Annotated in this window: 16 protein-coding genes; 8 read left to right on the forward strand and 8 right to left on the reverse strand. The window is 74.6% G+C overall.

Features of this window, described 5'->3' with window-relative positions; translation table 11 throughout:
• Positions 1 to 17: 17 nt before the first annotated feature.
• Together ligA and ACZ7RU_RS11865 are read right to left on the reverse strand one after the other, a co-directional pair.
• Positions 18 to 2072 carry an NAD-dependent DNA ligase LigA gene (ligA, locus tag ACZ7RU_RS11860; RefSeq protein WP_470340748.1) on the reverse strand — a complete coding sequence of 685 codons (2055 nt, stop codon included), beginning with the start codon at positions 2070 to 2072 and terminating at the stop codon, positions 18 to 20.
• Between the two features lie 64 nt (positions 2073 to 2136).
• Positions 2137 to 3132 carry a 3-oxoacyl-[acyl-carrier-protein] synthase III C-terminal domain-containing protein gene (locus ACZ7RU_RS11865; protein WP_470340749.1) on the reverse strand — a complete coding sequence of 332 codons (996 nt, stop codon included), beginning with the start codon at positions 3130 to 3132 and terminating at the stop codon, positions 2137 to 2139.
• A 379-nt stretch (positions 3133 to 3511) separates the two neighbouring features.
• On the opposite strand from ACZ7RU_RS11865, the gene ACZ7RU_RS11870 reads away from it, so the two are divergent.
• Positions 3512 to 3943 (forward strand): SRPBCC family protein, encoded by a 432-nt coding sequence (locus ACZ7RU_RS11870; protein WP_470340750.1) that lies wholly within the window; start codon positions 3512 to 3514, stop codon positions 3941 to 3943.
• Positions 3944 to 4117: 174 nt separating this feature from the next.
• On the opposite strand, the gene ACZ7RU_RS11875 is transcribed toward ACZ7RU_RS11870, so the two are convergent.
• Entirely contained in the window at positions 4118 to 4810 is a 693-nt protein-coding gene (locus ACZ7RU_RS11875) for a hypothetical protein (protein ID WP_470340751.1), read from the reverse strand.
• Between the two features lie 196 nt (positions 4811 to 5006).
• Here ACZ7RU_RS11875 and ACZ7RU_RS11880 point away from each other — a divergent pair, with 196 nt between their 5' ends.
• From ACZ7RU_RS11880 to ACZ7RU_RS11890, 3 genes are all read left to right on the forward strand, one after another.
• Positions 5007 to 5087, forward strand: coding sequence for a tryptorubin family RiPP precursor (locus tag ACZ7RU_RS11880; RefSeq protein ID WP_470340951.1), 81 nt, complete (start codon positions 5007 to 5009; stop codon positions 5085 to 5087).
• A 131-nt stretch (positions 5088 to 5218) separates the two neighbouring features.
• Entirely contained in the window at positions 5219 to 6277 is a 1059-nt protein-coding gene (locus ACZ7RU_RS11885) for a cytochrome P450 (RefSeq protein ID WP_470340752.1), read from the forward strand.
• Positions 6267 to 7532, forward strand: a complete 1266-nt coding sequence (locus ACZ7RU_RS11890) for a cytochrome P450 family protein (RefSeq protein WP_470340753.1) — start codon at positions 6267 to 6269, stop codon at positions 7530 to 7532. Before ACZ7RU_RS11885 ends, ACZ7RU_RS11890 begins: the two co-directional genes overlap by 11 nt.
• 205 nt (positions 7533 to 7737) lie before the next feature.
• On the opposite strand, the gene ACZ7RU_RS11895 is transcribed toward ACZ7RU_RS11890, so the two are convergent.
• A complete protein-coding gene (locus ACZ7RU_RS11895) occupies positions 7738 to 8250 on the reverse strand; it encodes a hypothetical protein (protein ID WP_470340754.1) in 513 nt (170 codons plus the stop codon).
• Positions 8251 to 8614: 364 nt separating this feature from the next.
• On the opposite strand from ACZ7RU_RS11895, the gene ACZ7RU_RS11900 reads away from it, so the two are divergent.
• On the forward strand, positions 8615 to 9592 hold the full coding sequence (locus tag ACZ7RU_RS11900) for an AraC-like ligand-binding domain-containing protein (protein WP_470340952.1): 978 nt from the start codon (positions 8615 to 8617) through the stop codon (positions 9590 to 9592).
• Between the two features lie 278 nt (positions 9593 to 9870).
• Here the strand turns inward: ACZ7RU_RS11900 and ACZ7RU_RS11905 are convergent, their stop codons facing one another.
• Both ACZ7RU_RS11905 and ACZ7RU_RS11910 read right to left on the reverse strand, forming a co-directional pair.
• Complete coding sequence (locus tag ACZ7RU_RS11905) at positions 9871 to 10587, reverse strand: hypothetical protein (protein WP_470340755.1); 717 nt, start codon at positions 10585 to 10587, stop codon at positions 9871 to 9873.
• 59 nt (positions 10588 to 10646) lie between these two features.
• Positions 10647 to 11636, reverse strand: coding sequence for a DUF4232 domain-containing protein (locus ACZ7RU_RS11910; RefSeq protein ID WP_470340756.1), 990 nt, complete (start codon positions 11634 to 11636; stop codon positions 10647 to 10649).
• 264 nt (positions 11637 to 11900) lie between these two features.
• On the opposite strand from ACZ7RU_RS11910, the gene ACZ7RU_RS11915 reads away from it, so the two are divergent.
• Together ACZ7RU_RS11915 and ACZ7RU_RS11920 are read left to right on the forward strand one after the other, a co-directional pair.
• A complete protein-coding gene (locus ACZ7RU_RS11915; protein WP_470340757.1) occupies positions 11901 to 13499 on the forward strand; it encodes a M4 family metallopeptidase in 1599 nt (532 codons plus the stop codon).
• 126 nt (positions 13500 to 13625) lie between these two features.
• Positions 13626 to 14003: a hypothetical protein gene (locus ACZ7RU_RS11920; protein WP_470340758.1), complete on the forward strand. Its 378-nt coding sequence runs from the start codon at positions 13626 to 13628 to the stop codon at positions 14001 to 14003.
• 89 nt (positions 14004 to 14092) lie between these two features.
• Here the strand turns inward: ACZ7RU_RS11920 and ACZ7RU_RS11925 are convergent, their stop codons facing one another.
• Positions 14093 to 14971 carry a helix-turn-helix domain-containing protein gene (locus ACZ7RU_RS11925; protein WP_470340759.1) on the reverse strand — a complete coding sequence of 293 codons (879 nt, stop codon included), beginning with the start codon at positions 14969 to 14971 and terminating at the stop codon, positions 14093 to 14095.
• A 192-nt stretch (positions 14972 to 15163) separates the two neighbouring features.
• On the opposite strand from ACZ7RU_RS11925, the gene ACZ7RU_RS11930 reads away from it, so the two are divergent.
• Complete coding sequence (locus tag ACZ7RU_RS11930; RefSeq protein ID WP_470340760.1) at positions 15164 to 16090, forward strand: alpha/beta hydrolase; 927 nt, start codon at positions 15164 to 15166, stop codon at positions 16088 to 16090.
• Between the two features lie 150 nt (positions 16091 to 16240).
• Here the strand turns inward: ACZ7RU_RS11930 and ACZ7RU_RS11935 are convergent, their stop codons facing one another.
• Complete coding sequence (locus ACZ7RU_RS11935; RefSeq protein ID WP_470340761.1) at positions 16241 to 16921, reverse strand: TetR/AcrR family transcriptional regulator; 681 nt, start codon at positions 16919 to 16921, stop codon at positions 16241 to 16243.
• Between the last annotated feature and the right edge of the window lie 4 nt (positions 16922 to 16925).

Raw genomic sequence — 16925 nt, forward strand, 5'->3', positions numbered from 1 at the left:
TGTCCGCCGGCGCCGGGTCAGGCGGGGAGGTGGGAGGCCACCAGGGCGGCGAACTCCTCGGGGGTGAGGATGCGGATGCCGAGCTCCTCGGCCTTGGCGCGCTTGGAGCCGGCCTTCTCGCCGGCGACCAGCAGGGTGGTGCGCTTGGAGACCGAGGAGGAGGCCTTGCCCCCGGCGCGTTCGATCAGTTCGTTCATCTGGTTGCGGGAGAGGTCGGCGAGGGCGCCGCTCATGCTGCCGGTGACGACGACGGCCTCGCCGGCCAGCGGGCCGGCCTCGCTCCCGTCGCTCCCGTCGCCGGTGCCGCCCTCCCCCGCCGCCGCGGGGGCGGTCGGGGTGGTGACGGCGGTGCCGACGCCGAGGCCGGCGAGGCGGTCCAGCAGCGGGGCGAGGTCGGCGAGTTCGCCGGCGACGACGCGGGCCTTCTCGGCGCCGATGCCGTCGACGCCGGCCAGGGTCTCGGCGTCGGCGGCGCGGATCGCCGTCATGCTGCCGAAGTGCGCGGCGATCCGGCGGGACATGGTCCGTCCGGTGCCCCGGATGCCGAGGGCGCAGAAGACCCGGTTGAGCGGCTGGGTACGGGCGGTGGCGATCGCGGCGAGCAGGTTGTCGGCGCTGGTCTCCCCCATCCGCTCCAGGGTGAGCAGTTGCTCGCGGGTGAGGGTGAACAGGTCGGCGAGGTCGGCGACCAGGCCGGCCTCGACGAGCTGGACGGCGCGGGTGCCGCCGAGGCCCTCGATGTCGAGCTGGTCGCGGCCGGCCGCGTAGAGGACGGAGGCGACGGCCTGGCAGTTGCGGCCGCGCACGCAGCGCCAGCGCTGTTCGGCGGTGTCGATGGCGTCGCCGCAGCGCGGGCAGGCCTCGGGGAAGGCGATCGGCTGCTCGGCGCCGGTGCGGGCGTCGAGCACCGGGGCCTCCACCCGGGGTATCACGTCGCCGGCGCGGTAGACGAAGACCTGGTCGCCGATCATCAGCCCGCGCCGTTCGATGTCGGCGGGGTTGTGCAGGGTCGCGAAGGTGACGGTGACGCCGTCGATCACCACCGGTTCGAGGACCGCGCGCGGGGCGATGATCCCGGTGCGGCCGACGTTCCACTCCACCCCGAGCAGCCGGGTGACCTTGTGCTGGGCGGCCAGTTTGCGGGCCACCGCCCAGCGCGGCGCGCGCGAGCCGGAGCCGGCCTCGGCGCGGTCGGCGGCCAGGTCGGCCTTGACCACCACGCCGTCGATGCCGAAGGGCAGTTCGGAGCGCAGGGCGGCGATCTCGTCGATGCGCTGCTGGACCTCGGTGGTGCCCGCGCAGTGCCGCGGGCGGGCCGCGGTGGCGGCGGCGGTGTTGGCGCCGAGGGCGGCGAGGCGTTCCAGCAGGGCGCTGTGGGCGAGGCCTTCGGGGCCGACGGCGTCGTAGGCGAAGAAGGTCAGCTCGATCCGGTAGGGGCGGTCCTTGGCCCGCAGGGTGCCGGCGGCGCCGCTGCGCGGGTGGGCGAAGGGGGTGGCGCCGTGCTCGGTGCGCGCCCGGTTGGCGTGCTCGAACTGGTCCTGGGTGAGCAGGACTTCGCCGCGCAGCTCGATGTCGGCGGGCTCGGTGAGTTCGGCGGGCAGGCCGAGGATGTCGGCGGCGGCGTGGGTGACGTCCTCGCCGGCGAGGCCGTCGCCGCGGGTGACCACCTGCTGAAGGCGCCCGGCGCGGTAGCGGGCGGCGATGGCGAGGCCGTCGAGCTTGGGCTCCACGCACCAGGCGGCGACGGGCCGGCCCAGGCGCCGTTCGAGGCCGGCGGCCCAGGACTCCAGCTCCTCCGCGGAGAACACGTTGTCCAGCGAGAGCATCGGCACGCTGTGCGGGACGTCGCCGGTGGCGGCGCCGCCGGCCACCTTGCCGGTCGGCGAGTCGGGCAGCGCCTGGCCGGGGTGGGCGTCCTCGTAGGCGGCGACGGCCCGCAGCAGCGCGTCGTACTCGTCGTCCCCGAGCGGGGTGGCGCCGTCGGCGTAGTACGCGGCGGCGGCCTGGACGGCGGTGGCGACGGCATCGGCGTACGCGGACGGGGAGGACAGCGGGGCTGCGGTGTCGGTCATGGCGGAATCATGGCGGCCGGCACTGACAGCGCCGCGGCGGTCCCGGACCGGGGTGGCCGGCCGGTCAGCACTCCAGGAGGGTGCAGCTCCAGTGCATGCCGCGCCCCATGCCGGCCAGGGCGATCAGGTCGCCGTCGCCGAAGTGCCCGGCCGCGCGGTGGTACTGGAGGTCGAGGAGGTGGTCCGCGGCCCCGAAGTGGCCCCGTTCCAGGGAGATTTCGAGGTTGGTGCGCTCCACCGGGACGCCGAGCCGGTCGGCCAGCTTCGTCAGGGTGGCGTGGTTGTCGTTGAGCAGCACCACCCTGGCGAGGTCCTGGACGGACGCGCCGATCCGCTTGCAGGCCCGCGCGACCACCTCGTGCACCCGTTCGCCCATCAGGCCGACGAACTCCTGGAAGCGCTCCGTGTCGTAGTCGAAGAACTCCATCAGGCCCCAGGCGTCGCGGGCCGGGGCGGGCGCCCGGCCGCCGCGGAAGGGAGCGGCCGCGCCGCCCTCCTCCATCCGGAACAGGTCGGCAAAGCGGCCGTCGCTGATCGTCTCGGCGGCCCGCCAGCGCAGTTCGGGGTGGCCGCGCCCGGCCACCGCGGCGCCGGCGCCGTCGGAGAACAGCAGCGAGTTGGTGTACATCCGGTTCCAGTAGGGCTCGCACGTCCGGTGCGCCCCGACGACCAGGGCCCGCTGGTAGTCGGGGTGGGTGGCGAAGCGGCCGGCGAGCAGGTCGAAGCAGGTGATCCCGCTGACGCAACCCTGGCCGACCAGGACCGCCTCGGCGCGGCGGGCGCCGAGGCGGTCCTGGAGGGCCGCGGCCGGGTCCCAGTACAGGTACTCGGGGATGTCGGTGATCGCGAGGACCACCAGGTCCAGGTCGGCGGGGTCGGTGCCCGCCTCGTCCAGGGCCGCCCGGGCGGCGTCGAGGGCGAGGTCGGTGAGCCCGACCCCGTCCGGGCTGCGGTGGACGGTGCGGTAGCCGTACCCCTGGACGCGCTCGACGTCCTCGGTGTACTCGGAGGCCACGTCCGCGACGGCGACGGGCTCCCCGAGCGCCGATCCGAATGACATCAGTCCGTAGTCCACGTCACTGCCCCTTCCGGCCCTGCGGTTGTTCCAGGACGTCCTGGCCTGGTCGGCGGATCCGGCGCGGGGGGCCGGCCCGCCGGTCGCGTCCGCACGGCACCGGCCGGTGCCGCGGGGGATGCCGCCGCCGTCACCGAGGAGGGTTCGCCGGCGAACTTCCGTCTTCCTGGCGCGGCCCGACGCCCCGTCAGGCTATACACCGCCGACCGGCCCTGACCAGCACCGACACCGGCGCACCCGCCGGCGGGCGGGGCTCCGGGCGCGGCCGCGGGGGCGCCGGGGTGCGGGGGTGCGGGTGCATACCGGGCCGCGCAGCAGGGAGCCGCCGCGGGCGGCCGGTGGCGAGAGGTCAGGAGGAGGAGCGATGCACCGGATCGAGGAGTCCGTCGAGGTGTCGGCGCCGCTCGACACGGTCTACGGGAGCTGGGTGAGGGTCGAGGAGTTCCCGCGGTTCATGCGCGGGGTGGTCAGTGTCGACCGGTCGGACCGCGGCGCCAGCCTGGTGGTGCGGACCGCGGCCGGGCCGCGGGAGTTCGAGGCCGTGACGACGGAGCTGGTGGCGCGGGAGCGGATGGCCTGGGACAGCGGCCCCGGGCCGGTGCGGCACCGGGGTGTGGTCACCTTCCACCCGGTGGACGCCCGGACCACCCGGGTGATGCTCCAGCTGGAGGTCGAGCCGCACGGGATCTGGGAGCGCCTCGCCGAGGCGCTCGGTTTCGTCGACCGCCGGGTGATCGACGACCTGGAGGACTTCCGGCGCCACGTCGAGGAGGACGCCGACGCCACCCGGGCGTAGCGGCCGGGCGGCGCGAAGGCACCGGCGCCGCGGCGGTGGCGGGGTGAACCCGATGGCTCGGTCCTGGCGACGCCTTGGCCCCGCGCCCTGATGACGCCCCGTCGGGTCCCGCGGTCCCGAGGAGCCCTGCCCGGCACCGGAACCCGGCACCGGCGTCCTCGCCGCACGGACGGGCTACGACGCCGACGGGATGGCGGTGTGCGCGAGGGCGAGGGCGAGCATGTGGTGCATGACGGCGGCGGGGACGGCCGGATTCCGGGCAGCGGTCTCGGAGCGGCGCGGTTCGAGCAGCAGCGCCACCAGGTCCCGCGTGGGCAGGACGGGGTTGGTGCGGGCGAGCCGCCGCACGCTGCCGTCGGTGTCGGCGGTGAGCGCGGCCGCGGTGGCCGGGGCGAGCCGCAGGTGCCCGGCGGCGGCCTGACGGACCAGCGGGTCCGGGTCGGCGGCGGCCCGTTCGACGTCGGCGGGGGCGGTTTCGGGGTCGTCGAGCGCGGCGGCCCGCAGGCGCGGGTTCGGGTCGGCGGCCAGGCGCAGCAGGCCTTCGCGCGGGAAGTTGGGGTGGTTGCGCGGGCGGCCGGGGAAGGAGAGGGTGCCGTCCCACCAGGCCGCCATGTCCAGGAGCATCCAGGGCGGGGCGTCCTCGCAGGACTCGGCCAGGAAGATCCGCACCGCGCGGTCCTCGTCGCGGGCGAGGAGCTCGGCCACGTCGGCGGGCAGCCGCGGCGCCCGGGCGACGCTGCGGCGGACCAGCAGTTTCGGGGAGGCGGCGAGCAGGCGCATGGCCTCGGCGTCCGCGTGCAGGGCGGCGACCCACCACAGGACCGTGCTCCGGCTGCCGGGGTCGATGTCGGGGACCTCTGCGGCCATCGCCGCCAGCTCGGCGGGGGTGGCGGCCGCCAGGGCCGCGCCCTCGGCCGCGCGGTCGGCTCCCCGGGCCTCCTCGGCGAGCAGCGCTCCCGGAGTGAACCCGATGGGGGTTCGGCCGCGTGGAGAGGTCCGTAGGGCAACTGCAGAGCGGCCTTACGTCCACTCAGCCACCTGGTAACCAAGGGAGACCCAAATGATGAAGATCCTGTTCTCCATCCGTGACGCGTCCTTCGCCAAGAAGAGCCTGAAGGCCAGCGCCTGGTACATCTGGTACTAAGCCGGCTGATCGGTACCTCCGGTACCTGAACAGCTGATCCGCCCCCGCCTCCGCCCGCTCGCGGCCTCCGCCGGGAGACCGGGCCGGGGCGGGGGCGGAGACCGGCCCCGGCAATGTCTCGGAGACCTCACATGGCACTCTCACCCGCCTCCGCCCGTGCGCGGAACACCGTGCTCTCCCCCCGGCTCGAGGCCCTGCTCAGGGACCATCTGGGCAAGGACGCCGTCCGGCTCGAACCCGACACGATCGGGGTCGCCGGGCCCGAGCTCACCGACCGGATCCTCGCCGCCCGGCGCGCCACCGAGATCGAACGGCCCACGTTCAAACCGCTGCACGGACGTTCGATCAGCCGCACCGAGGCGTCCTCGGTGACGCGGACGATCGGCAGCGACGTACGCGAGGCGCTGCGGGCCCCGCTGCCGCGGAACATCGACCTGTCCGGTCCGTGGCCGCTCACCGGACACCTCTTCCTGCGCGACCTCATCCTCGGCCGGGACCCGCGCCGGCTGCGGATCCTGATGAGCCGCAACCTCGAACTGACGCCGCTGCTCACCTGGTTGGTGATCTCGGTCGGCGCCGCACTGCCCGGCGGCCCCAAGCCCGGCGACGACCTCACCGCACTCGGGAAGCTGGCCGCGAAGGCGCCCGGCTACCAGGACCGGCGGTACGCGATGGGCATGTACCGCCGAGCCGCCGCACCCGTCTGCTTCACCATCTCCACCCTGGTCGCGAACGCGCTCTGGCTCGGCGCACCGTTCGACGACAGCACGCCGAACCGCAACATCATCCTCGAGTCACTGCGCCTGCTGCCGCCGTCGTGGAACATCCTGCGCCGCGCATCGCCCGAGTACCCCGCGCTCGACCCGCGGATCGGCGCGGGCGACGACGTCCTCGTCCTGCCGCTGCTCTCCCATCGCGACCCGGCGCTGTGGGAGGCCCCGGAGGAGTTCCGCCCGGAGCGCTGGGACCACCTCGACCCGGACGGCACTCCCGGCTACCTGCCGTTCGGACACTCCTCCGAACGCTGCTGGGGCCGGCACATGGTGATGCCGCTCGCCGAACTGCTGCTGGACCGGGTCCGGGAGGCCGGCCTGGTCGTCGACCCCGGGCAGCGCACTGCCAAGGTGCCGCTGCTCGGCCTGCTCGGCGTCAGCGAGATCCGGGTCCTGAAGGCACGCGATGCCCGCTGACCACCCGCGCACCGACCACCGGGACGCCGAACGCGGGGCCACCGGGACGGAGTTCGCCGACGGCCGGTTCTACGCCGACCCGCACTCCGCGTACCGCCGCTGGCGCACCGAGGGCGGCGTCCGCAAGGTCCGGTTCGGCGGCGCGGCCGGCCTCGAAGGCTGGGTCGTCACCGGCCACGCCGAGTGCCGGGCCGCCCTCGCCGACCCCCGGCTGAGCAAGAAGGCCGTCACCGAGGCGTTCGCCCGGCACGTCGGGAACTCCGAGGGCGGCCCGGGCCGCGACCTGATGACGCACATGCTCAACTCCGACCCCCCGGAGCACTCCCGGCTTCGCAAGCTGGTCCGGCAGGCGTACACCGGGCGGCGGGTGGCGGCCCTGCGGCCGATGGTCGAGCGCCACGTCGGCGCACTGCTGGACCAGCTGGACGGGCTCGAATCGGCCGAGCTGATCAGCGGGTTCGCACTGCCGCTGCCACTCGCGGTGGTCTTCGAGCTGTTCGGCGCGCCGCAGGCCGAACGGGAGAACCTCCAGGTCCGGGGCAACGCGGTCGAGGCCGGCCCGCAGGACGGCGGCGGGGCGGACGGCGAGGTCTCGGTGGAGACCGCCGAGGGCATGGCGGACTACCTGCGCGCCCTGGTCGACCACAAGCGCACCCACCCGGGCGACGACCTGATCTCCGACCTGCTCGCCGCCCAGGCGGAGGGCGACCGGCTGACCGAGGCCGAGATCACCTCGATGGCGTTCCTGCTCGCGATCGCCGGCCACCAGACCACCGTCAACCTGATCGCGAACGGTGTCCACGCCCTGCTCGGCCACCCCGAGCAACTCGCGGCGCTGCGCGCGGATCCGCGGCTCCTTCCCGGCGCGATCGAGGAAGTCCTGCGCTACGAGAGCCCGTTCGGCATCGCGTCGCTCCGCCGCACGACCGAGCCGGTGACCATCGCCGGCACCACGATCCCGGCCGGCGAGTTCGTCCAGATCGCGCTGCTCGCCGCCAACCGCGACCCGGCCGTCTTCGCCGACCCCGACCGCTTCGACATCACCCGCCCGGACGCCACCCGCCACCTCGCGTTCGGCCACGGCATCCACCACTGCCTCGGCGCACAGCTGGGCCGGCTCCAGGCCGAGGTCGCCTTCAGCGAACTGCTGCGCCGCTTCCCGGCCCTGCGCCTGGCCGAACCGGCCGCGTCCGCGCGGTGGCAGGAGAACCCGCGGCACCGGGGACTGCTCAGCCTGCGGGTGCTGCTGCGCTGACGACCGGAGTTCGGGCGTCGACGGAGGGCGAATCGGAACGACGCCGAGGTCGCCGACGGCTCCGACGGACGGTGCCGGATCACCCGGGGAACCGCCCACGGCCGCATCGTGTCCACCCCGGACATGCCGGCGGAGGGGCCGTCCCGGCCGGGACGGCCCTTCCGGCGGCCAGGGCCTTCAGCAGACTCCCCGGGCCCGGCAGCTGTCAGCAGGTGCCGACGCGGCCGTTGTACGAGGACCAGACCGGCGTCCAGGGGCTGCTGTCGTCGTGCGGCCGGTAGACGACGACGTTGGCGTCGTTCTGCAGGCGCACCCAGTTGGCGCTGGGGTTGCAGCCGAAGGCGGAGTTGGAGGCCCACCGGGCGTTCTTGAAGGTGTCGTAGACGACGAAGTTGCCGTCGTACTGCATGATCACCTTGCCGGCGCCGCCGGAGTTGGTGCCGGTGGCCCACAGGGCGGTGCCGCGCTCGTCGTACTCCACGAGGTTGCCGTCGCCCTGGTAGAGCAGCCGGTAGGCGCCGTTGGCGGAGACCAGCGAGTCGCCGGGCAGCAGGCAGCTGCCCCAGTTCATGTGGTCCCAGCCGCGGGGGTTGCGCGCGCAGCTCCAGTCGTCGGAGGCGGCGGCCTCGGTGGCGGTCATCAGCCCGGTGACCGAGGCCAGCGCCAGCGCGGCGCCGACCAGGGACAGGGCGCGCCCGACCGTTCGGTTCTTCCTCATCGTTCCCCTTTTCCGCTGCGGCGTGCCTCCCGGCCGGCCGCGGCACGGTGTCGTCGACGGCCGTACGGGCCCGGGGGCCCGCCTGCCGTCCGGGATGGGAGTGGGGCCACCCCGGCCCCTGCGTTCATGCCAACGGCAGGCGGGCGGCGGCCGGTTCACCGGGCATCCCGCGGCGGGCGGCCGCATCCCGGGGCCGGGCGCGGCACACCCGCCCTGACCTTGTAGGTTTCGGTGTCACCGGCTGCGAGGAGCCGGTGACACCCGGTGGGGAAGGGGAGCCCGGCCGGGCGGGAAGGGGACGGACCCCGGAAGGGAAGGACGGACGGTGGCCACGAGCACGGAGAGCGTGTTCCGCAGCGAGGGCATGCCCGAGAAGGAACGGTTCGACTGCTGGCGGGAGTTGGTCGGCCGCACCCGGGACAGCGAGGTGACCAGCGTCCACTCCGAGGACTTCCGGGCGGAGATGCGGCGCCTGGAGCTCGGGCCGGTGACCCTCCTGCGGACCTCCTTCCCGCCGACCCGCTTCCAGCGCACCGCGCGCCGGGTGCGGCGCTCGGACCGGGGGGTGTTCCACCTGACCCTGCTGCTCGACGGCGGCTTCGCCCTGACCCGCGACACCGGGGGCACCGAGACCTTCGGGCCCGGCAACCTGCACATGCTCGACAGCTCCCACCCGTTCGACCTGCGGGCCTTCGACACCCGCGTCCGGGCCCCCGCGGAGCGCCGGATCGAGGCCGTCGGCGTGGACTTCCCCACCGCCCTGCTGCCGCTGCCGCCGCACCGGGTGCACGAGCTGCTGGGCCGCGGCTTCTCCTCCCGGGAGGGCACCTGCGCGCTGCTCTCGGAGTTCCTCGTCGGCCTCGACCGGCAGGCCGCCCTCCTGGGCCCCGTCGAGACGCCCCGGCTGGGCGGGGTCGTGGTCGACCTGGTGGCCGCCTGGCTCGCCCGGGAACTGGACGCCGAGGCCGCGGTGCCCGACGACACCCGGCAGCGGGCCCTGGTCGAGAACGTCCGGGCCTTCATCGCCCGCCACCTGCACGACCCCGAGCTGACGCCCGCCGTGATCGCGGCCGCCCACCACATCTCCGTCAGCTACCTGCACCGCCTGTTCACCCGGCAGTCCGACGGCGAGACCGTCGCCGCCTTCGTCCGCCGCCGGCGGCTGGAGCGGGCCCACCGCGACCTCGCCGACCCCGCGCTGCGCGCCCTGCCCGTCCACGCCGTGGCCACCCGCTGCGGCCTGCCCCGCGCCGCCGAGTTCAGCCGCGCCTTCCGGGCCGCGTACGGGCTCTCCCCCCGCGAGCACCGCCGCCGGTCCCTGGCCGGGGCCGGGCAGCCGTAGAGGCCGCGGGCGCGGAAACGCTCGCACGGCGGGCACCGGGTGAGCACGTCGTACGCACGAGCGGGCGGGAAGGCCGGAGCAGTCCACCCGGTGCCAACAACTGTCCACTCGGTGCCAACACGGCGGGGGTGCCGCCCTGGCATGCTCCTCCTGGAACACCGCGAGCGGAACACCGAGTTCCGTTTCCAGGCCGGCGGTCCGGCACGCCACGGGGGAGCGTGCCGGGCCGCCGGTTCCGCACGGGCCGCCGGTTCCGCATGGGCCCGGCCCCGGCCGGGTCAGCGGGCGGACTCGTGGGCGAAGACGCTCCGGCCGACCGCGTCCTGCAGGGGCTTCAGGTGCCGGTCGACGAGGGTCTGGTAGTCGGTGGCGCGGCCGTCGGACCACTGGCCCAGGCCCGCGACCATCGCCCGCCCCGCGCCGGAGAACATCTGCACCATGCCGCTGTCCGGCGCCAGGGTGGCCAGGCCCGAGGCGGGCGGCGGGGCCTGGGCGCCGACCTGGTAGTCGTCGAAGGCCATGCTCAGGGTGGTGACCAGGTGGACGGTCTCCTTGGGGTCCGCCATCGTGAAGACGGCCAGGTTGTACTGGTTCTCGGCGCTGTCGGTGTACAGGGCGATCTGCTCGCCCAGGCAGCCCTTCGACGCGCGGATCATGCCGATCAGCCGCGGGCCGACCGAGTCCGGTTCGACGCAGGACTTCATGACGGTCGATCCGACCCTGGTGTAGACCTCGCCGCCGGCCGCCTTCACCTGGGCCGGGAAGAGCTGGTCGAGCGGCAGCAGGGAGGCGGCGGCCGGAGCGGCGGAGACCGACGGCGCCGCGGACGACGGGGACGGGGACGGGGCCGCGGCGGCCGGGGCCCCGCCCTCGTCGTCGCCGGGGCGCAGCAGGGTGAAGGCCCCGACGGTCACGGCGGCGGCGACGAGGGCGAGCGCGAGGTTGCGCGGCCAGACCCGCTGGGGGTGGGGCCGGTCAGGATCGGTGCGGTGCATACCGACGTACGGTAGTGATCTTGGTCGCGACGCTTGACGACGGTCCGATCACAGTGTCGTCACGGCCTCGGGGGCGTCGACGGCTGCTGCCCGTTCGCGTCCTCCCTGACCCAGGCGCCGGCGCCGAGGCGGCCCGTGGTGCCGAGGTCGAGTTCCGGGGTGACCGTCACGGGGGCCGCGTCGGGGGTGGCGCGCACCCGGACGTAGGGGGCGTTGAGCGGTTCGCCGACGACGTCGACGGTGTTGCGCCACACCAGGGTCGAGCCGGCGCCCTCCCCCGGGCGCAGGGCGAACTTCTGGGGCGGGGCGTCGGCGCCGGTGCCGGTGGCGATCTCGGCGCCGCCGTGCAGGACGCGCACCCCGTCCAGGGGCTTGCGGTCGAGGTCGAGCGGCTGCACCTGGGGGTAGCCGTCGAGGGTGACGGTGGCGGTGCCGCAGTTGCGCAGGTGCAGGCCGACCACGCGCAGGCCCATCGCGGCGTCGCCCTCGTCGGCGTACAGCCGCAGGCCGGAGGGCGGGCAGGTGCCGGCGGCGCCGGGCGCCTCGGCGGTGGGGACGCTGCGGACCTTGAGGATCTCCGGCCTGGTCGCGCGGGCGCCGGGCCGCGGGGTGGGCCGGCCCGGGAGGGCGGGTTCGCCGAGCCGGCTCGGTGTCCCGTTCAGGTCGAGCCGCCCCTTCTCGGTGGCGCCGGGGGCGAGAGCGGTGACGGTCCGGGAGAGGTTGTCCAGCGCGGCCCCCTCCGCCGAGCGGAGGCTGAACACCACGGTGACGTCGTGCGGTTCGCCGTTCGGGTTGGTCACCTCGTACTCGGCGCAGGCCGGGCCGACGGCGGTGATCCGCACCCCGCCCTGGGCGCGCCCGGTCGGCTCCGCCCCGGCGCCCGTGGGCCTCGGCGTCGGGGTGCCGCAGGCCCCGGGGGTGCCGGAGGCCTCCGGGGCGCCGCCGGAGCCGGTGGTCACCACGGTGCCGCATCCCGTGAGCAGCAGGGCGGCGGTCGCGGTGAGGCAACTGGCCGTCAGTTGGCGGCGGGGCTTGGAGGACTGGCGCATCGGTCGAGTCGATCACGCCCGCCGCCGGACGGCTGTGAGCTGCGCCACTTCGCGGGCAACAGGCCTGCCACGATCCGCGCACCCGCTGCAAGGGCGCGTTCGATCGCCGCGGCGGAAGCATGGGTTGATTCGTGCCGTTCCATAACTTTGGACACAAAAGCACAACTTGACAACGTTATGTCCGATCCTCTGGCCAGAGCTGACGGTCCGTCGTCACTCTCGGTGGTAGCTCTTCTCACGCACCGCTACCATCCTGGAGCCAGAGTGAGCACCACCCCCTTCTCCCGCCCCCGCCTCGCGGCCCTGGCCGTGGCGGTCGTCGCCGCCCTCGCCGCCCTCACGATCCCCACCACCGCGGCCTCCGCCTCCACCGCCCCCGGCGCGCGGGACACCGCGATCGCCCAGGCCGTCGCCAACGTCGCCGACAACGCCGAGGTGTTCGGCTTCGGTTCGAGCCAGGACCTCGTGCCCACGGACGTCGTCCTCGACACCGACGGCGCCTCGCACGTGCGCTTCGACCGCACCTACCAGGGCCTGCCGGTGGTCGGCGGCGACCTCGTCGTCCACCAGGACGCCAAGGGCCGGTTCAACGGCTCCAGCCGGGCGGCCGCCCACGACCCCTCCCTGAAGTCCACCGTCCCCGTGGTGCCCGCCCAGGCCAGCGCCGCGCACGCGCTCGCCGTCTCCCCCGGCGTCCAGGACGCCGTCAGCACCCCCGAACTCGTCGTCTGGGCCGCCGACGGCACGCCCCGCCTCGCCTGGCGCACCACCGTCCGGGGCAGCGGCGACCACGGCCAGCCCGCCGGACGGATCGTCGTCACCGACGCCGTCACCGACGAGCCGATCGAGGCCTACGACGTCGATCCCCAGGCGGTCGGCACCGGGAACTCCGAGTACACCGGCAAGGTCAGCATCGACACCACCCCGATCAGCGGTGGCTACACGCTGACCGACCCGGTCCGCGGCCACGTCACCAAGGACGCCAACAACGTCGCCTACGGCTCCCTCACGGCGAGCTCCGGCACCAGGTTCACCAGCACCACCAACGTCTGGGGCGACGGGCGCAAGTTCTCCACCGACCGCTCCACCGCCGCCGTCGACGCCCACGCCAACACCGCCTGGACGTACGACTACTACAAGAACGTCCACGGCCGCAACGGCATCAGGAACGACGGCAGGGCCGCCACCGTCTTCGTCCACGTCGGCACCAGGTGGGACAACGCCGTGTGGTCCAACGGCTGCTTCTGCATGATGACCGGCGACGGCAACGGCACCACCGACCCCGAGCAGGTCGACCTCGACACCATGGGCCACGAGATGACCCACGGCGTCACCGCCGCCACCGCCAACCTGCGCTACAGCGGCGAGTCCGGCGGCCTCAACGAGTCCACCAGCGACATCTTCGGCACCATGGTCGAGTGGTACGCCGACAACCCGATCGACACCCCCGACTACCTCTTCAGCGACCAGTCCACCCCGCCCTGGCTGCGCCGCTTCGACAAGCCCTCGCTGGACGGCCGCTCGGCCGACTGCTGGAGCAGCACGGTCGGCAACCTCGACGTCCACCACTCCTCGGGCGTCGGCAACCACTGGTTCTACCTGGCCAGTGAGGGCAGCGGCAGCAAGACCGTCAACGGCGTCACCTACAACAGCCCCACCTGCAACGGCTCCACCGTGACGGGCATCGGCAACCAGAAGGCCGCCCGGATCTGGTACCGCGCGCTGACCGTCTACATGACCTCCACCACCACCTACAAGGACGCCCGCACCGCCTCCCTCAACGCGGCCCGCGACCTGTACGGCGCCGGCGGCACCGAGTACAACGCGGTCGCCGCGGCCTGGTCCGCCGTCAGCGTCAGCTAGCCACCGCCGCCGTCCAGGAGCCGGCCAGGGGCCGGTGGTCCACACCCTGAACAGCTCCTGGACGGTGCTGTGATGACCGGCCATCATCATCTGCAACAACCCACCACGCCACGGAAGAAGACCGAGATGCCCGCGATACTCAGGAAGCCCCGGCTCAAGGCCGGGATCGTCGCCGCCGCCACCACCGCGGCCGGGGTGCTGGGCGTCGCCGCCGCACCCGGCGCCCAGGCGGCGGGCAACTGCACCCACTACGGGCAGGCGGGGTACGCGCAGGTGTTCACCGACTACAACTACTCGGGCGACTGCTGGGAGTTCCCGATCGGGACCTGGACGGTCTTCCCCGTCCTGGTCAACCACAAGGTCTCCTCGCTGCGGAGCTGGTCCTCCCACTCCGGCCAGGTCGTGCACCTGTCCGGCGACGGCCTGACCTTCGACGCGGGCGCCGGCGAGTGGTGGCCGAACCTGCCCGGCTGGTTCAACGACCGGGCGAACGCCGGTTACTGACGCCCCACGGCAACGACGGCGACGACGGCGGGAGTGCCCGGAGTGGCCGGAGTGGGAAGTCGGACCCGCCGGCTTCCCACTCCGGAAGCTCACCGCGCCGGGGGTTCCGCACGCTCGGTGTCCGGCCGCCGGGCGGTCCACGAGGTGAGGAAGCGCAGGGCGTCGTGGGAGGGGCTGCCGGGTTCGGCGGTCAGGACCATGAGGCGCTGTCCGGAGCCGTCGGGGCTGGCCCAGGTGTCGCAGTCGAGGGTGAGGTCCCCCACCAGGTGGTGGCGGTAGTGCTTGGTGCCGTGACCGGCGCTGTTGACCCGGTGCTCGGCCCACCAGGTGCGGAAGTCGGCGTCCTGGAGGGACAGGTCGCCGACGAGCCGGGCCAGGGCGGGATCGTCGGGCTCGGCCGCGGCTTCCATGCGCAGCGCGGCGACGGCCTCCCGGGCGTCGTGGGACCAGTCGCGGTGCAGGGGCCGGACCACCGGGTCCGTGAACAGCAGCCTCAGGTAGTTGCGCCGGTGGGCGGCGACGGCGGCGAAGTCGGTGTAGAGGGCCGTGGCGGCGGGGTTCCAGGCCAGGACGTCCAGGCGTCTGCCGAGGACGAGCGCGGGGGTGCCGGTGAGCTGGTCGAGCAGGCGTCCCATGGCCGGGCGCAGGCGTTGGACGGGCCGGCGGGGACGCGGGCGGGCGTCGGTGCGGCCGGCGAGTTCGTAGAGGTACTTCTGCTGGTCGTCGTCCAGGCGCAGGGCGCGGGCCAGCGTGGCGAGCACGGGTGCGGACGCCCGGACCCGGCCCTGTTCCAGCCGGGTGTAGTAGTCCACGCTGATGGCGGCGAGCCCGGCGGCCTCCTCGCGGCGCAGCCCGGCGACCTTGCGGGGCGCGCCCGTCTCGGGAAGGCCGCACTCCCGCGGCGTCAGCTGGGCCCGGCGGGCCTTGAGGAAGGCGCCCAGCGCCCGGGGGTCGGAGTCCGAGGTCATGGCGTCCAGTGTCGTCGCGCCGGGACGGTGGCGGCAGGTGTGCGAGGGGGCAGGTTCTTTCCCGGGCACGAATCCGGCTCTCCCGCGCGGGCGGCGGGTGACGGACCGTGGAGGCGTGCCCGGCAGGGCGGGGCCCCCGGGCCCCGTGCGGGTACGTCACGACCCCGTCACCGTCCCGATGGAGAGTTCCCCATGGCCCGGACCACCGTCCGTTTCGACAGCGCCGGCATCACCCTCGCCGGCCACCTCCACACCCCGCAGGCGCCGGCGCCGGGCCCGCGGCCGGCGCTCGTGGTCGGCCACCCCGGCACCGGTGTGAAGGAACAGGCGTCGGGCACCTACGCGCGGCTGCTGGCCGAGCGCGGCTTCGTCGCCCTCGCCTTCGACGCCGCCCACCAGGGCGAGTCGGGCGGTCTGCCGCGGGGCCTGGAGGACCCCGCCCAGCGGGTGGAGGACTTCAAGGCCGCGGTCTCCTACCTCACGACCCTCGACGAGGTCGACGCCGACCGGATCGGCCTGCTGGGCATCTGCGCCTCGGGCGCCTACGCGCTGGCCGCGACCGGCACGGACCCGCGGGTCAGGGCCGTGGCCGCGGTGTCCACCGCCGAGCCCGCCCGCCAGTTCCGCCTCGGCGCCGACGGCACCCAGGACCCGGCCGTCTTCCGGGCGCTGCTGGAGTCGGCCGCGGCGGCCCGCAGCGCCGCCGCGCGCGGCGAGGACCCCGGGGCGTTGAGCGTGTTCCCGGAGACCGCCGAGCAGGCCCTCGCGCTCGGCGGCCGGCACGGCGCCGACGGCTTCGCGTACTACTGCACCCCGCGCGGCCGGCACGAGCGCTCCGCGAAGACCCTCGCGTGGGAGAGCGTCGACCGGATGGCCCTGCACGACGCCTTCCTCGCCGTCCCGCTGATCGGCTCCCGCCCCGTCCTCCAGATCATCGGCGAACACGCCGTCACCGCCTGGATGGCCGTCGAGGCCCACCAGCGCGCCACGGGCCCCAAGGAGCTCCACCGGATCGAGGGCGCCGGCCACGTCGACCTCTACGACCGGCAGGAGTACGTCGCCCCCGCCGTCGACAAGCTCACCGCCTTCTACACCGCCCACCTCGCCACCACCGGCTGATCGCGGGGGCGGGCGCTTCGCCCGGGAGGCGTGGGTGGCGGACCGGCGGTCCGGCGGTCCGGATCGAAGGACCGCGAGGTGCCGACACCCCCCGAGTTCCGTGGCTTCGGCCCGGTACGGCGCGGCCACGACCACCCCGAGGCCGACAGCTCAGGCCCTGGAGGGCCGCTGTCCCCGGGACCCGTCGGCCGCGAGCGGAAGGCTGCGCAGCGACAGCGCGCTCGGCGCCGGCAGCGCTCCGTGGGCCGCCTCGGCGCGGAACGACTGGAGCAGGTACGCCACCAGGCGCCGGGACGCCGCACGGTCACCTGGCAGTGCGGTGACCAGACCGCAGTGGGACAACAGGGCCACGGCGAAGTCGGAGGGGTGGAAGTCGGCCCGCAGCGCGCCCGCCGCCTGAGCCCTGCGGACCAGGGTCAGGAAGTCCCGCTCGGCCTGTTCCCGTAGCCGCGCGTGTTCTCGCGTGCTGTCCGGGAAGGCCGCGACGAACGCGGCCGGGAAGCCCCGTTCCTCCCGTTGCAGTTCGCAGACCGTCTCGACCAGCCGCTGGAAGCCCCGCCACGGATCGGGGTCGGCCAGCGCCTCGGTGAGCGTCCGGGCACAGGTGTCCATCTGGTGCGCGAACGCGGCCCGCACCAGGGCCTCCCGCGTCGGGAAACGCCGGTACAGCGTCGCCACGCCGACCCCCGCCCGTCGGGCCACGGTCGCCATGGGCGCGTCGATGCCGTGCTCGGCGAAGACCAGGCGGGCGGCCGAGAGGATGCGCCGCCGGTTGCGCCGGGCGTCCGCCCGCAGACCGTCCTGCCCCGCGATCCGAGAGGATTCCCCCACCGCT

This window comes from Kitasatospora sp. NPDC114501 (genome assembly GCF_055633695.1).

What these genes read in the sequence shown, in the direction of transcription:
- ligA (WP_470340748.1), bottom strand. Translation starts at nt 2,072, where the DNA reads ATGACCGACACCGCAGCCCCGCTGTCCTCCCCGTCCGCGTACGCCGAT.
- ACZ7RU_RS11930 (WP_470340760.1), top strand. Translation starts at nt 15,164, where the DNA reads ATGGCCCGGACCACCGTCCGTTTCGACAGCGCCGGCATCACCCTCGCC.
- ACZ7RU_RS11900 (WP_470340952.1), top strand. Translation starts at nt 8,615, where the DNA reads ATGCCCGAGAAGGAACGGTTCGACTGCTGGCGGGAGTTGGTCGGCCGC.
- ACZ7RU_RS11880 (WP_470340951.1), top strand. Translation starts at nt 5,007, where the DNA reads ATGAAGATCCTGTTCTCCATCCGTGACGCGTCCTTCGCCAAGAAGAGC.
- ACZ7RU_RS11870 (WP_470340750.1), top strand. Translation starts at nt 3,512, where the DNA reads ATGCACCGGATCGAGGAGTCCGTCGAGGTGTCGGCGCCGCTCGACACG.
- ACZ7RU_RS11905 (WP_470340755.1), bottom strand. Translation starts at nt 10,587, where the DNA reads ATGCACCGCACCGATCCTGACCGGCCCCACCCCCAGCGGGTCTGGCCG.
- ACZ7RU_RS11890 (WP_470340753.1), top strand. Translation starts at nt 6,267, where the DNA reads ATGCCCGCTGACCACCCGCGCACCGACCACCGGGACGCCGAACGCGGG.
- ACZ7RU_RS11925 (WP_470340759.1), bottom strand. Translation starts at nt 14,971, where the DNA reads ATGACCTCGGACTCCGACCCCCGGGCGCTGGGCGCCTTCCTCAAGGCC.
- ACZ7RU_RS11920 (WP_470340758.1), top strand. Translation starts at nt 13,626, where the DNA reads ATGCCCGCGATACTCAGGAAGCCCCGGCTCAAGGCCGGGATCGTCGCC.
- ACZ7RU_RS11885 (WP_470340752.1), top strand. Translation starts at nt 5,219, where the DNA reads ATGGCACTCTCACCCGCCTCCGCCCGTGCGCGGAACACCGTGCTCTCC.
- ACZ7RU_RS11910 (WP_470340756.1), bottom strand. Translation starts at nt 11,636, where the DNA reads ATGCGCCAGTCCTCCAAGCCCCGCCGCCAACTGACGGCCAGTTGCCTC.
- ACZ7RU_RS11875 (WP_470340751.1), bottom strand. Translation starts at nt 4,810, where the DNA reads ATGGCCGCAGAGGTCCCCGACATCGACCCCGGCAGCCGGAGCACGGTC.
- ACZ7RU_RS11895 (WP_470340754.1), bottom strand. Translation starts at nt 8,250, where the DNA reads ATGAGGAAGAACCGAACGGTCGGGCGCGCCCTGTCCCTGGTCGGCGCC.
- ACZ7RU_RS11865 (WP_470340749.1), bottom strand. Translation starts at nt 3,132, where the DNA reads ATGTCATTCGGATCGGCGCTCGGGGAGCCCGTCGCCGTCGCGGACGTG.